14 protein-coding genes and 1 tRNA gene are annotated in these 14,840 nt (G+C 37.1%); 8 read left to right on the plus strand and 7 right to left on the minus strand.

The features are described 5' to 3' along the window. The first annotated feature begins 21 nt into the window (after nt 1–21). Complete coding sequence (locus tag BW936_RS13155) at nt 22–363, plus strand: plasmid mobilization protein (RefSeq protein ID WP_076548863.1); 342 nt, start codon at nt 22–24, stop codon at nt 361–363. Beyond that, the gene (locus BW936_RS13160; RefSeq protein WP_076548864.1) at nt 360–1,499 is read left to right on the plus strand and encodes a relaxase/mobilization nuclease domain-containing protein; all 1,140 of its coding nucleotides are present in this window, start codon (nt 360–362) and stop codon (nt 1,497–1,499) included. The genes BW936_RS13155 and BW936_RS13160 overlap by 4 nt, the downstream gene beginning before the upstream one ends. A gap of 201 nt (nt 1,500–1,700) precedes the next feature. Here the strand turns inward: BW936_RS13160 and BW936_RS13165 are convergent, their stop codons facing one another. Together BW936_RS13165 and BW936_RS13170 are read right to left on the minus strand one after the other, a co-directional pair. Next, on the minus strand, nt 1,701–2,711 hold the full coding sequence (locus BW936_RS13165) for a tyrosine-type recombinase/integrase (protein WP_244156227.1): 1,011 nt from the start codon (nt 2,709–2,711) through the stop codon (nt 1,701–1,703). A gap of 297 nt (nt 2,712–3,008) precedes the next feature. Beyond that, nucleotides 3,009–3,081: transfer RNA gene (locus tag BW936_RS13170), tRNA-Met, on the minus strand. 193 nt (nt 3,082–3,274) lie between these two features. Between BW936_RS13170 and BW936_RS13175 the strand changes: the two genes are divergently transcribed. From BW936_RS13175 to der, 4 genes are all read left to right on the plus strand, one after another. Beyond that, the gene (locus BW936_RS13175) at nt 3,275–4,639 is read left to right on the plus strand and encodes an alanine/glycine:cation symporter family protein (protein ID WP_076548866.1); all 1,365 of its coding nucleotides are present in this window, start codon (nt 3,275–3,277) and stop codon (nt 4,637–4,639) included. Next, the gene (gene era, locus BW936_RS13180; protein ID WP_076548867.1) at nt 4,626–5,510 is read left to right on the plus strand and encodes a GTPase Era; all 885 of its coding nucleotides are present in this window, start codon (nt 4,626–4,628) and stop codon (nt 5,508–5,510) included. Before BW936_RS13175 ends, era begins: the two co-directional genes overlap by 14 nt. 226 nt (nt 5,511–5,736) lie before the next feature. Beyond that, entirely contained in the window at nt 5,737–6,468 is a 732-nt protein-coding gene (locus BW936_RS13185) for a NeuD/PglB/VioB family sugar acetyltransferase (protein WP_076548868.1), read from the plus strand. Between the two features lie 53 nt (nt 6,469–6,521). After that, complete coding sequence (gene der / locus BW936_RS13190) at nt 6,522–7,826, plus strand: ribosome biogenesis GTPase Der (protein ID WP_076548869.1); 1,305 nt, start codon at nt 6,522–6,524, stop codon at nt 7,824–7,826. A gap of 160 nt (nt 7,827–7,986) precedes the next feature. On the opposite strand, the gene BW936_RS13195 is transcribed toward der, so the two are convergent. Genes BW936_RS13195 through BW936_RS13215 form a run of 5 tightly spaced genes read right to left on the minus strand, consistent with a single transcriptional unit; the run spans nt 7,987 to nt 11,122 of the window. Beyond that, complete coding sequence (locus BW936_RS13195; RefSeq protein WP_076548870.1) at nt 7,987–8,781, minus strand: TPM domain-containing protein; 795 nt, start codon at nt 8,779–8,781, stop codon at nt 7,987–7,989. Beyond that, nucleotides 8,762–9,199 (minus strand): TPM domain-containing protein, encoded by a 438-nt coding sequence (locus tag BW936_RS13200; protein WP_076548871.1) that lies wholly within the window; start codon nt 9,197–9,199, stop codon nt 8,762–8,764. The genes BW936_RS13195 and BW936_RS13200 overlap by 20 nt, the downstream gene beginning before the upstream one ends. 6 nt (nt 9,200–9,205) lie before the next feature. After that, complete coding sequence (locus BW936_RS13205) at nt 9,206–9,805, minus strand: LemA family protein (RefSeq protein WP_076548872.1); 600 nt, start codon at nt 9,803–9,805, stop codon at nt 9,206–9,208. 10 nt (nt 9,806–9,815) lie between these two features. Beyond that, complete coding sequence (locus BW936_RS13210) at nt 9,816–10,145, minus strand: MerR family transcriptional regulator (RefSeq protein ID WP_076548873.1); 330 nt, start codon at nt 10,143–10,145, stop codon at nt 9,816–9,818. After that, a complete protein-coding gene (locus BW936_RS13215) occupies nt 10,145–11,122 on the minus strand; it encodes a M23 family metallopeptidase (protein WP_076548874.1) in 978 nt (325 codons plus the stop codon). Before BW936_RS13215 ends, BW936_RS13210 begins: the two co-directional genes overlap by 1 nt. A 104-nt stretch (nt 11,123–11,226) precedes the next feature. On the opposite strand from BW936_RS13215, the gene alaS reads away from it, so the two are divergent. Beyond that, a complete protein-coding gene (alaS, locus tag BW936_RS13220) occupies nt 11,227–13,842 on the plus strand; it encodes an alanine--tRNA ligase (protein WP_076548875.1) in 2,616 nt (871 codons plus the stop codon). A 48-nt stretch (nt 13,843–13,890) separates the two neighbouring features. After that, nucleotides 13,891–14,838, plus strand: a complete 948-nt coding sequence (locus tag BW936_RS13225; RefSeq protein ID WP_076548876.1) for a GSCFA domain-containing protein — start codon at nt 13,891–13,893, stop codon at nt 14,836–14,838. Nucleotides 14,839–14,840: the final 2 nt, after the last annotated feature.

A 14,840-nucleotide genomic window follows, 5' to 3' on the forward strand; every position in this document is an offset into this window, starting at 1 on the left:
TCCTCCCCAAACCCCTAGAGTATGGCACGCCCAGAAAAAGATATTAATGACTTAAAAGCGATCAAGATCAATCTACGAATGACGGTCCAGGATTATTTGACCGTCTGTGAAAATGCGAGTACCGTAGGTATAAGTATTCCCGATTTTATTCGTAAACGATCAGTTGGCAAACCGTTGCCCAGAACCAGAATTTCTTCAGAGAACAGAAAGCTGTTTATTGAACTTTGTCGGATCGGTAACAACTTAAACCAGCTTACCAAGAAAGCCCATTTGGGTGGTTTCAATCCCGATGATCTTAATTCACAATTGAATTTACTGAAGTCCACTTTGGCGGAAATCAAACAAGTAACCTTGAGGTCATGATAGCCAAACAGATCAAAGGAAAAGACTTTTATGGCTTGATCGTTTATCATGATAAAAAGGTGAAAACAGGCAAAGCATATGTATTGGATTCCAATATTGAAATTGGCAAACCTGTGGATATGACCAAAGAGTTTAATGTGGTACGACAGTTAAGGCCCAATCTTGGTAAAGCCGTCTATCATGTATCCTTAAATCTTCCTCCAGGAGATCAGTTAAGCGATAAGGATTTTTCATCCTTGGCAGATGATTATTTAAAAGGAATGGGTTTTGAGGACAATCAATATTTGATATACATGCATATAGATCAAGAACATCAACACTTACATATCATAGCGAATAGGGTGATGTTTTCAGGTGATGTGGTTTCCGATAGTGGAGACTACAAAAGAAGCCAAAAACTGGTCAGGGAATTGGAACGGAAATATAGATTGACCATCCTGTCCGATAATTCGTTTAGGGAAAAGGCGGCACTCACCCAGAATGAAATTGCAAAGGCGTTGCGCACCGGCGATATTCCTGTTAAAAATTTGCTTCAGGAAAAGGTGAAGGTAGCCTTGAAATCGGCAAGCAATGTAAAAGAGTTTGTCGTTAAATTAAATGAGGTAGGTGTTTCGCCCCAATTCAATACCAGTAAAAGCACCGATAGGGTAATGGGTGTTTCCTTTAAGTACAAAGACATTATTTACAAGGGAAGTACCCTTGGTAGAAAATTTTCATGGAATAACATTTTAAAACAAATAGATTATGAACAAAGCAGAGACCGTACAATTATTTTCAAAACTAATTCAGCAGAACGAGGAAATAAAGAAGATTTTAAAAGAATTACATGGGAGGCAGGGGTTGCTCAATTCAGCCAATGGAATAACCCATCAATATCTGCAAATTATTATAGCCGGACTAAAGAATTTGAGTATGGGTCAGAAAGCCCTCAAAAAGTAAAATTGAGGACTAATCCTAAAAGTACTTTCGAATCAGATTCTAATATTACGAAGTCTGAAAAGGTATCAAAAAGCCCTTTTAAAAAGAGTTTTAATAAAATAATTCCTCCTTCAAATTATCCAGATTCTATTCAGGTAAATGAACAGTTAGCGGATATTGACCGCAAAAAAAGAAAAAAGAGAGGAAGAAGATTATAAAACATGGGTTTGGCGAGCGACAAAATATTGAACGTCCTTTTGGACAGCCTTTCCGTTGAAGAGCTAGAGGCGGCCTTGGCCCAAAAAAAAAGGGTCAAGTCCGCCATGCCCAAACCTATGACCGATGATGAGGCATTAGGTGAGTATTATCGCCGCCTGATCATCTCGCGAGGAATTCTCTTTCCGAAAAGCTCGTGAAATTTATTTTAAATAAGTACTGTAATCCTCCGGCAGCTCTGCGTCGATATCCCTTAGATATGATACCAGTGCCTGTAAGCTCGAGTGTCCCGTGATCAACATGAGACGGTCATGGGTTTCCGTGCGGGAGCATTCGATGCGCATTTCCCTGTACAGTTTTGTGATGAAGGTATGCCTGAAAGAATAAACGGTATGGTCCTTCCCTAATCGGTAGGTTTCTCCCGTTTTTTCTAAATGTACGTTGTAGGCATCCTTTATCTTTTTAAATCTCTTGGAAAAATAATCTCTCTTATTGACCTCACTGGTAGTCCAAGGTCCTACACCTTCAGGGGTTATTAGGTAGTCCTGTGCATTGCTGAGGTCCAATTTCTCCAATTCTTCCAGAATGATATTGGGGATGATCTTTGTCTTTACCACCTTGTTCTTCGCCTTAACGTATAATAGATTTTGTTCCAGGTTCAGGTCGCCAACTTTAATTCTGCAGACTTCTATAGGTCTTAAAAAGTTATAGGAGACCAATTTTATGAAGAGTAACAATTGAGGATCTTTCTCTGATAGGAACTCATAAAGTTCATCGACCATTTTTAAGGTATAGGTCTTGTTCCTTTTAGGATTGGTCTTAAGCGGTTTTATACTCTGAATGAAATTCTTCGGTATGATATCGTTTTCCTCCAAAACGGTAAAATGAGCACTAAGCACCGTACGGGTATTGTTTCGGTTTCGGGCGCTTGAAGTTTTTAATATGGAATTCAGATACGCATTGACGACTTTCTTGTCGATACTTAAAATACTTCGTTTGAGCAGTTTCCGTGAATCCAGATATTTCTTAAAACGTTTGAACCTACTTTCATAATCCATTATGGAAGTAGGGTTCAGCGTTTTTATCTTTAGGCTATGGGCAAAGTCGAGAGCACTTTCGGCAGTATACTCCTCTGTTTTCATGTTCATTTCACCTTCATAAGGTGAATGTCCGTCCTTTAGCATTTCGGAAAGAATATCCTTGAGAATGTTCAATTGAGCGAGCCTTTCCCTTTTCGTGTGAAATCTTTGGTTGATCTTTGCGTAGACGGGTGTTTGGCGTGTCATCTTTGGTTCTCCGTTCACATCTTTTTCGGTAGGGTGCTCGTATGAAAAGTAGACGTACCACCTTTTGGAGAGGTCAAAATTCTCTCCACCGTGATAAATTTTAGGATCTGTATATTTCTTCTTCAAACCTTCGCTGTATGCGGTATCGTATGCGGTTTGTAAGGTATCAAAAAAATAACCCATTGACAAAAGATTTAGAAATCTGATAATCAATGGGTTATGTAGTAGCGGGGACTGGACTCGAACCAGCGACCTTCGGGTTATGAGCCCGACGAGCTACCTACTGCTCTACCCCGCGATATGGGTTTTTATCTTACTTGTTTTTCAACTTCAGGTCATTACGCTGACAAGATAAAGGTGTGCTACTATTGGTAGCGGGGTGCAAATATACAACACATTTTCTCTATATTCAAAACTTATTTAAAGAATATTTTTTAAAATCAATTTCTTTTAAAAAACATATAATCCATAACTTCGGTTTTTTTAATTTTATGGATACAATTAATGACTTTATAGCCAGTGCGCTACCGTTTACAGAATGGCCCATGTTTCTTTTATTGATAGGTGGCGGACTCTTTCTGGTTTTCTATTCCAAATTAATGCCCTACCGTTTTTTTGGGCACGCTATTGCAATTACAGCCGGTAAATATGATAACAAAGAATCAAAAGGTGATGTAAGCTCTTTTCAAGCGTTGTCTGCCGCCGTTGCGGCAACTGTTGGTTTAGGGAACATATCTGGTGTTGCTATTGCAATACATGATGGAGGACCAGGAGTTGTTTTTTGGATCTGGATGACCGCATTAATAGGTATGTGTATCAAGTTTTATTCCTGTAGTTTAGCCATTATGTACCGTGGGACGGATTCTGACGGTAGGTTGCAGGGTGGTCCCATGTATTATATCACAAAGGGATTAGGAGAAAAGGCAAGACCATTGGCTATATTTTTTGCTGTTTGTGGTCTATTTGGTTTTTTAGGTGTTTTTACGGCTAATCAGTTTACAGAAACTTTTATGAGTGTGGTTGATCCTGGGGCAACAATTATAGAAATGAGTGATGAGAATTGGAAATGGTCTATTGGTCTGGTATTAGCGGTAGTAACCTCGTTTGTAATTTTCGGCGGACTAACAAAAATTGCGAAAGTGGCTTCTGCAATAGTACCCTTTATGGTAGCAGTCTATTTAATTGCCGTAATAGCAGTCATGGCAATGAATTCTGGTCAAATACTACCCGCCTTAAAAATGATATTTACAGAGGCTTGGAACTTTAAATCTTTAGCTACAGGTGGGTTTTGGGGATTGGTTATAATTGGTGTTCGTAGAGCTATGTTCTCAAATGAGGCAGGTCTAGGTAGTGCGCCAATGTACCATGGGCAATCTAAGAATGATGAACCTATTCGTGAAGGGTTGGTGGCCATGTTAGGTCCGTTTATAGATACCATTCTAGTTTGTACATTTACAGCAATTGTGATCATATTAAGTGGCGCGTATTTAGAGGATTCTAGTGGAATTGTAATGACCTTGTCGGCATTTGAAAGAACCTTATTTGGTTGGGGAGATATCTTGCTAATGGTCATTGTTACGGCCTTCGCGTTCTCAACCTTATTTACTTATTCCTATTATGGTGTAAAGTCGTTGTCATTTTTGACCAATGCCAAAATTGGGAAGTTATATAATTGGTATTTCGTTATTATGATTGTCTTTGCCGCGGTAGCATCATTGGAGTTGGTGAAGAATTTAATTGATTTGTCTTATGCACTAATGGTGATTCCGAATATGATTGCCGTACTTTTGTTGGCTCCAAAGGTAAATGTAGAATTGAAGAAATATATATTAAAGTTTAAAGATGGTAGATCATAAAGCAGGCTTCGTAAATATTATAGGTAATCCTAATGTTGGTAAATCAACGTTGATGAATGCTTTTGTGGGTGAGAAATTATCTATAATAACATCAAAGGCGCAAACTACTAGACACCGTATTCTGGGAATTGTAAATGGAGATGACTTTCAAATGATTTTGTCAGATACTCCTGGTATTATTAAACCGGCATATGAGCTTCAGAGCAGTATGATGGATTTTGTAAAATCTGCTTTTGAAGATGCCGATGTACTTTTGTATATGGTAGAGATAGGGGAGAAGGCATTAAAAGATGAGGCTTTCTTTGAGAAAATCAAGAATAGTAAAATTCCGGTTTTGTTACTTTTGAATAAAGTGGATACGGCTACTCAAGAATTATTGGAAGAACAAGTGCAATATTGGCAAGAGATGCTGCCAAGTGTAGAACTGCATCCTATTTCTGCATTATCTAATTTCAATGTTAAAGGTGTATTTGAGCGTATTATTGAATTGTTGCCTAAATCACCGGCATATTATCCAAAAGACCAATTAACGGATAAGCCAGAGCGTTTCTTTGTAAATGAAACTATCCGAGAGAAAATCTTATTAAACTACAAGAAAGAGATTCCGTATGCGGTAGAAATTGAAACGGAAGAATTTTTTGAAGATGAAGATATTATACGTATGCGCGCAGTAATAATGGTGGAACGCGATTCTCAAAAAGGTATAATTATAGGTCATAAAGGTTCGGCTTTAAAACGAGTAGGTGTAGAGGCAAGAAAAGACTTGGAGAAATTCTTCGGTAAACAAGTGCATATAGAATTATATGTTAAGGTGAATAAAAATTGGCGTAGTAATGCCCGTCAATTAAAACGCTTTGGGTATAATAAATAAGTGAAATTAGGTGTCGTTCAGTAAATAGAACAATTTTGTTCGTTTTTAGTGTATCGTATAAATTCAGTCATTTTTTTGAACGCTAGTTGAAATCAATTAATTCTGATTTCCTTTATTTTTTGTCTTTTCAATAGTATTATTATCTCATATTGATTTTTAACTCTTACTATTCAAAAGAATATCCTATTTTTGTTTTATCGACAAACAGCCTCAATACTTCGATGAAATGCAAAATGTAATTATTTTTGGAGCCTCTGGGCACGGTAGTGTGGTCTTGGACTGTTTGGAGAAAGAGGGTAGATACAATGTTATTGGTTTTGTAGACTCTTTTAAGAAAAAGGGAAGTAGAATTAATGGATATCAAGTTTTAGGGAGCGAGGTTGATTTACCTTATTTAATAAATAGATATCATATTGATGGGGGTATTGTAGCAATTGGTGATAATTGGACAAGAAAATTAATTGTAGATCGCATTTTAAAAATAGCACCGAATTTTAGTTTTATAAATACCGTGCACCCAAATGCTGTCCTTGGGAAAGATATACTAATTGGCTGTGGAAATGTTTTCATGCCGGGAGCTATAGTAAATGCGAATTCCATCATTCATGACTTCTGTATAATAAATACCAATGCCTCTCTTGGTCATGATGGTATTATGGACTCATATTCAAGTTTGGCCCCATCAGTTTGTGCAGGTGGCGGATTAAGATTAGGAAGGTATTCCGCTATTAGTTTAGGGGTTAATGTAATTAATGGTATTGAAATTGGTCAACATTCGGTTATTGGAGCTGGCTCTCTGGTGGTAGATCATTTTGGGGATAATATTATGGCCTATGGTTTACCCGCCAAGATTGTTCGCGTAAGAGCCGTTGGTGAACCATATTTATCAACTCATAAGAAGTGGCAATCTTGTAAATTGGAAGATTTGGATGAAATCCAATCAAATCTCTCTATTTAAGATATATAGTGTAGTTGCCACTTTAAATATTACCTTTGCACCAAATTTAAGCTATGGGTGCTATTGTTGCCATTGTAGGGAGACCTAATGTAGGAAAATCAACTTTTTTTAATAGATTAATACAAAGACGCGAGGCTATTGTTGATGCCGTTAGCGGTGTTACACGTGATCGTCATTATGGAAAAAGTGATTGGAACGGTAAAGAATTTTCAATTATTGATACCGGCGGATATGTTGTAGGTAGTGATGATGTTTTTGAAAAAGAGATAGATAGGCAGGTAGAACTTGCTATAGAAGAAGCAGATGCCATTATATTTATGGTTGATGTAGAGACCGGTGTCACTGGTATGGATGAAGATGTGGCCAAATTATTAAGACGCGTTAAAAAGCCTGTTTTTTTAGCGGTTAATAAAGTAGATAATGCCAAAAGAGCAGAAGATGCTGTTGAGTTCTATTCATTAGGGCTGGGAGAGTTCTATACATTGTCTAGTATTAATGGTGGTGGAACAGGGGAATTGTTAGATGCTTTGGTGGATAAATTGCCAGATGTAGAGGAGGTGGAAAGTGAACTTCCAAGATTTGCCGTAGTTGGTAGGCCTAATGCAGGAAAATCATCTTTTATAAATGCTCTTATTGGAGAGGACAGATATATTGTAACTGATATTGCCGGTACCACAAGAGATAGTATTGATACAAAGTATAATAGATTTGGGTTTGAATTTAACTTAGTAGATACGGCTGGTATTCGCCGTAAGGCAAAGGTGAAAGAAGATTTGGAATTTTATTCTGTAATGCGCTCGGTTAGGGCTATTGAACATTGCGATGTTTGTATTTTAATGTTAGATGCAACAAGAGGGTTTGATGGTCAGGTAGAGAATATATTCTGGCTTGCTCAGCGTAACCATAAAGGGATTGTAATTCTAGTGAACAAATGGGATTTGGTCGATGACAAAGAAACCAATACCATAAAACACTATACCCAAAAAATTAAAAAAGCTATTGAGCCATTTACGGATGTACCAATTCTTTTTGTTTCTGTGTTGACTAAGCAACGTATTTTCAAAGCAATAGAAACTGCTGTTGAAGTGTATAATAATCGTAATAAAAAGATTATTACGCGTAAGTTCAATGAAACAATGTTGCCTATAATAGAGAACTATCCGCCACCGGCGTATAAAGGTAAATTCGTTAAGATAAAATTCTGTACGCAATTACCTACTCCGTATCCGCAATTTGCATTTTTCTGTAACCTCCCTCAATATGTACGTGAGCCGTATAAGCGTTATCTAGAGAATAAAATTCGTGAAGAATACGATTTCTCTGGAGTACCTATTACAGTTTTCATGAGAAAGAAATAATTTTGGATAGCGTAGAGGTTTTAAAAATAAAATACTCTAATCTTTAATTAAAGAAATTATAAGATGACCAAATATTTTGCGAAGCAGAATTATTTGGTCTTTTTTTTTTGTTTTAAATCAACAAACAACACTTGTGCTGAGCGTAGCCAAAGTAACCAACTTACCATCCACCAGAAGCACCGCCACCGCCAAAGCCGCCACCGCCGAAACCTCCTCCAAATCCACCACCGCCGAAGCTTCCGCCTCCGCCGCTACCGAATCCGCCATTAGAACCACTTGAACGCCCCATGTTGCTGAGAATAATCATGTCCCACGGACTTAGCCCTCCGCTTCTTCTTCCGCCGTTACCATCGTTGTCGTTGTTTTTTCTGCTCCAGAAAATGAACAGAATTACTATGAATATGATAAAAGGTAGAAAAGATGAGAATGGAGAACCGCCGTTATCGTCAAAAGTTCTGTCTTCTTGAAATTCGCCGTTTAATACTTTAAAAATTACATCTGAGCCCTTGTTTAGTCCCCCGTAATAATCCCCTGCTCTAAATTCAGGTAGAATTACCTTTTCTATGATTCGTTTAGAAAGGGCGTCTGTTAGTGAGCCTTCTACTCCGTAACCGGTGCTAATATCTACTTTTCGGTCGTTTTCCGCAAGAATGATAAGGATTCCATTATCTTTTCCGTCTTGCCCGATGCCCCACTTCTGTCCCCAGTTGGCTCCAAGGTAATTAATGTTTTCTCCATTGGTACTCGCAATGATTGTAACTACAATTTGGGTAGAGGTGCTATCGGAATAGCGAACTAGCTTTTGGCTTAAAGCTACCTTTTGTTGGTCGGTAAGTAGGTTGGTGTAGTCGTAAACACTAGTTTCTAATGCCGGTTTTTCAGGTATCTCAAACTGACTCCATGACGGAGTGCACCAAAGTATAAGGATTACAAGGCTAGCCTTTAGATATCTCATTGCTTAATTCATTGGTGTCATCAGAATGCCAGGGAAAATGACTTCTTAGTTCTTCGCCAGCTTTTAAAACTCCGGCAACAAGTCCGTCCTTAAACGCTCCTTTTTCAAAATGGGTTTGAATGCTGTTTCGTGTAGTTTGCCAAAAGTCTTGGGGTACTACATTGTCTATACCTTTATCTCCACAAATAACAAACTTTTTGTCATGTACGGCTACGTAGATCAATACTCCGTTTTCTTGCTTGGTGTTATCCATTTTTAATAGATGGAAAACCTCTTTAGCACGCTCATAATGGTCTTTACGGGTATGCCCTTCTATATGTACTCTAATTTCACCAGAAGTATTCTTTTCTGCAGTAAGAATAGCATGTACTACCTCCTGTTCTTCTGTTGCCGTTAAAAAATCTTCTACTTTGGACATATGGTGTTATTCGAAATCAAAATCTACATCAGGTGCATTTTCTGAACCGGCATCTGCTTTGTAGTACGCTAATTCACCAAAGTTAAAAATACCGGCTAATATAGAATTCGGGAATTTTTTAATGTGTAGGTTGTAGGGTTCTACGGTGGCATTGAATCTGTCTCTAGCTACGTTAATTCTATTTTCTGTACCCTCTAATTGAGATTGAAGCTCTAAAAAGTTCTGATTTGCTTTAAGGTCAGGGTAGCGTTCTACGGTCACCAATAATTTACTTAACGCACCACTTAATCCGCTTTGAGCTTGATTAAATTGTGATAATTGCTCTGGTGTAATATTGGTAGGGTCAATACTTATTGAAGTTGCTTTTGCTCTAGCTTCGATTACGTCTGTCAACGTACCTCTTTCAAAATCTGCAGCACCTTGTACGGTTTTTACTAAGTTGCCAATTAAGTCGTTTCTACGTTGGTAAGCACTTTCTACATTGGCCCAGGTTTTGGTAGATGTCTCTTTTAATGCTATGGCGGTGTTGTTGAAGCCAACACCCCACTGGTATAGTCCAAATGCTATGACAACAATAACAATTAATGCAATTAATCCTTTTTTCATAATGGTTGTGTTATAATTGGTCTTTGATTTTATTTAGTTCAGCTTTAACACGTTCTAACTTTTGAATGATATCAAAATTAGAAAGTGTTTTCTTTTTTTCTTCTTTTAAGTGGGTCTTGGCGCCATCTAGGGTGAAACCTCTTTCTTTTACCAAGTGGTATATTAATTGAAGGTTTTTAATGTCCTGGGGGGTGAATTTACGGTTTCCCTTTGCATTTTTTTTAGGTTGGAGCACATCAAATTCTTTCTCCCAAAAACGAATTAGTGAAGCGTTTACACCAAAGGCGCGGGCAACCTCGCCAATACCATAATATCTTTTTTCAGGGAGTTCTATCTGCATTAATCCAATGATTGATTTTCTTGATTAGCAAATTTCAACATGTTCTCGAATTCTTCTGGCGACAAACTGCCGTAATAGAAATTCATAGGGTTGATTCTATCATTATCCTTCCATACTTCGTAATGTAGGTGAGGCGCTTCTGATCTGCCTGTGCTTCCTACAAATCCTATAAGATCACCTCTTTTTACTTTTTGACCTTTCTTGACATTGTACTGGCTTAGGTGAGCGTAAAGACTTAAATATCCATAACCGTGTTCTATACGAATATGTTTTCCGTAACCAGATGAATTATTATCGGCTCTACTAATTTTACCATCACCTGCGGCATAAATAGGTGTGCCCTTTGGAGCGGTAAAATCCATGCCATAATGCATTTTTCTAGCTTTGGTGAATGGGTCGGACCTCCATCCATAACCGGAAGCCATACGTTTTAGGTCTTCATTATTGATAGGCTGGATAGCAGGTATCGACATTAATAATTTTTCCTTCTCTTCTGCCAGTTTTGTAATTTCATCCAATGATTTAGATTGGATAGCCATTTGTTTTTTTATGATATCTAGTCTCTTGGTTGTAGAGATTATCATTTCAGAATTATTGAAGCCTTCTAAAGATTTGTAACGGTTAATACCTCCAAAACCAGCTTTACGCTGTTCATCTGGTATAGGATTAGCTTCAAAATATAGGCGATAAATATTGTTGTCTCGATCTTCAATATTGCCTAGAACCTCTTCAATTTGTTCCATTTTCTTATTCAGTAGTTCATACTGAAGCTCATAATTTTTTACTTCACGAGAAAGTGAAAGCTCTCTTGGGGTATTTACTAAATTGGTGTTTAAAAGTAAAATAAGTGCTAAAAATCCAAACAGGCATGAGCCCAAAATAAAAAAAGCTATATTTCTATAACGTTTAGATTTTTCGGGTTCTATTTTACGGTACGACAGCGTGTCTGGGTCGTAATAGTATTTTACCTTAGACATGAATGTTATTTATCCTATTTTTGTTTTTTAATTATTAGGGAACAAACAAATATAAAGATAGTTTTATATAAACCGTTACAATTTGTAAAAGCTTAGCATTTTAGATGAATTCCAAAGATACAAGAACTCAATTTCTGAATTTTTTCAAAGGTAAAGAACACAAAATAGTGCCTTCTGCACCAATGGTCATTAAAGATGACCCAACCCTGCTTTTTACAAATGCGGGAATGAACCAGTTTAAAGAATACTTTTTGGGTATAAGCCAGCCTAAAAGCTCTAGGGTGGTAGATACTCAAAAATGTTTACGTGTAAGCGGTAAGCATAATGATTTAGAGGAGGTAGGTAAAGATACCTATCACCATACGATGTTTGAAATGCTGGGTAACTGGAGTTTTGGCGATTACTTTAAGGAAGAAGCCATTACCTGGGCATGGGAATTATTGACAGAAGTTTTTAAAATTGACAAAGACAGTTTATATGTATCTGTTTTTGAAGGAAGTGATGATGCCGATCAATTAAAATTAGATACCGAAGCTTTTAACCTTTGGAAAGGTATTGTGCCTGAAGATAGAATTATCATGGGTAACAAGAAAGACAACTTCTGGGAAATGGGCGATCAAGGTCCGTGTGGTCCTTGTTCAGAGATTCATGTAGATATTCGTTCCAAAGAAGATAAAGCAAAAGTTTCTGGTGCAAGTTTGGTCAACCAAGATCATCCGCAGGTAGTAGAAATTTGGAATCTTGTTTTTATGCAGTATAACCGTAAGGCAGATGGTTCATTAGAAAATTTACCGGCTAAACATGTAGATACCGGTATGGGTTTTGAGCGTTTGTGTATGGTGTTACAGGGAGTTCAAAGTAATTATGATACTGATATATTTACGCCATTAATTAGAGAAATAGAAACGATTACAGGTTCTGGTTATGGCAAAAATGAAGAAATAGATATAGCCATACGCGTGATCAGTGATCATATACGTGCCGTAGCATTTTCTATTGCAGATGGTCAGTTACCAAGTAACACAGGTGCAGGTTATGTAATAAGAAGAATTTTAAGAAGAGCGGTACGTTACGGTTTCACGTTTTTAAATACCAAAGAGCCTTTTATGTTCCGTTTGGTTAATGTACTTACAGACTCTTTGGGAGATGCATATCCAGAATTAAAGGAGCAGAAACAATTAATTGAAAACGTAATTAAGGAAGAAGAGCACTCTTTCTTAAAAACTTTAGATCAAGGTTTGTTGCTTTTAGATACGATTATAAAAAATACCAAAGGAAAAACTGTAGATGGCGGAAAAGCATTTGAGTTATATGATACTTTTGGATTCCCTATAGATTTAACAGCTTTGATTCTTAGTGAAAAAGGATATCAATTAGATGAAGCGGGGTTTAATGCAGCCATGCAAAAGCAGAAGAATAGATCAAAGTCGGCATCTGAAATATCGAAAGAAGACTGGGAGGTCTTGCAAGATGATAACGAACAAGAATTTGTTGGTTATGATATGCTAGATGTTGAAGTGAAAATTACAAAGTACCGTAAAGTAGTTTCAAAAAAAGACGGAACACAGTTTCAATTGGTATTTAACCTAACTCCATTTTACGCAGAAGGTGGTGGTCAAGTAGGTGATAAAGGTTATCTAGAAGATACGCATGGAGATGTAGTGTATATTACGGATACCAAGAAAGAAAATAATGAAATCATACATTTTGCTAAAAATCTGCCAAAGCATTTAGGGGAAAGCTTTAAAGCGGTGGTTGATAAGAAGCAACGTAGCAGAACAGAAGCAAACCATACGGCAACGCATTTGCTACATCAGGCTTTGCGAGAAGTTTTAGGTAAACATGTAGAGCAAAAAGGATCTTCTGTTCATTCTAAATATTTACGATTCGATTTTTCCCATTTCTCTAAAATGACGCCAGAAGAATTACAAGAAGTAGAGAGTTTTGTAAACGCACGTATAGATGGACATTTGCAACTTCAAGAAGAAAGAAACGTGCCAATGAAATCTGCAATTGCAGATGGTGCAATGGCATTGTTCGGTGAAAAATATGGTGATGCGGTGAGAACTATTCGCTTTGGACAGTCAATTGAATTATGCGGTGGTACACATGTAAAGAATACCGGTGATATTTGGCAGTTTAAAATTAAGTCAGAAGGGGCCGTTGCTGCCGGTATTAGAAGAATAGAAGCAATTACAGGAGATGCGGTCAAAGATTTGCATATAGATAATGATAAATTGTTATCAAAGATAAAAGTGGTTTTGGGTAATACTCAGGATCCGGTAAGGTCGGTTTCAGGTCTTCAAGAAGAGAACAATAACCTTAAAAAACAAGTAGCCGAATTGTTGAAAGACAAAGCGAAGAACTTAAAAGGAGATTTACGTTCAGAGCTTAAAGAAATAAACGGAGTACAATTTTTGGCAAAGAAGATTGATTTGGATGCTGCGGGCATAAAAGACCTAAGTTTTGAAATGGGGAGTAACAAGGATAATTTGTTTTTACTCTTTGGTACGGAGCAAAATGGTAAAGCATTGTTGTCATGTTATATTTCTAAAGAATTGGTAGCTTCGAAAGGGTTAAATGCCGGTACTATTGTTCGTGAACTTGGTAAGTATATTCAAGGTGGTGGTGGTGGTCAGCCTTTCTTTGCAACCGCAGGTGGTAAAAACCCTGAAGGTATTAATGAGGCTTTGGCACAGGCAGAAAGTTATTTGGGGTAGATTATTTTAATTATTTAAGAAATTCAATAGTTGATAAACTTTATTAGTATGAATCTCTTGACTAAAATACCCTTATCGAAAGCTCAAAATCAAATTGACTATTCTAGTCAGCTATTGATTTTGGGCTCTTGTTTTTCTGAAAACATTGGGGCAGAATTAGAATACTATAAATTTCAGGGATTACAGAATCCGTTTGGGATATTGTTTCATCCCTTGGCAATTGAAAAACTGATTCAAAAATCTGTCAATCAAGATTTATTTACTGAGGAAGATGTGTTTAACGAGAATGAACAATGGCATAGTTTCGATGCTCATTCCAGTTTAAGTAACCCATCCAAGGAACAAATAATTATAGATTTAAATGGGGCGTTAAGTTCTACTGCTGTACAATTAAAAAAAGCCAGTCATATCATCATCACTTTGGGTACAGCGTGGGTGTACCGCAATACGTATAGCAATCAAGTAGTCGCAAATTGCCATAAAATACCACAATCTAATTTTACGAAAGAGTTATTGAGTGTTGAAGAGGTTGCAGAAAGTTTAAAACGCTTAGTCACTTTGGTACGGTCTGTAAATTCTTCAGTACAGTTTATTGTCACGGTATCACCCGTAAGGCATTTAAAGGATGGCTTTGTGGAAAACCAAAGAAGTAAAGCACATCTAATTGCTGCAATTCATAAGGTCTTGAATGAGTATATTTCTTATTTCCCCAGTTATGAAATTATGATGGATGAGTTACGGGATTATCGTTTTTACGCTAAGGATATGATCCATCCTAATGAGGTAGCAATAGATTATATTTGGGAGAGATTTGTTGAGGTTTGGATTGATAATGCCATTTCTGGCACAATGAAAAAGGTTGATGAGGTTCAGCGTGGTTTGCAGCATAGGGCTTTTAATCCTAAAGGTGAAGGGCATCAAAAATTTTTGACATCACTAGTAAAGAAAATTACGTATTTAAAGAAAGATTATCCGTTTATGGATTTTAATATTTAAAA

Source organism: Maribacter ulvicola, assembly GCF_900155985.1.
Taxonomy (GTDB): Bacteria; Bacteroidota; Bacteroidia; order Flavobacteriales; family Flavobacteriaceae; genus Maribacter; species Maribacter ulvicola.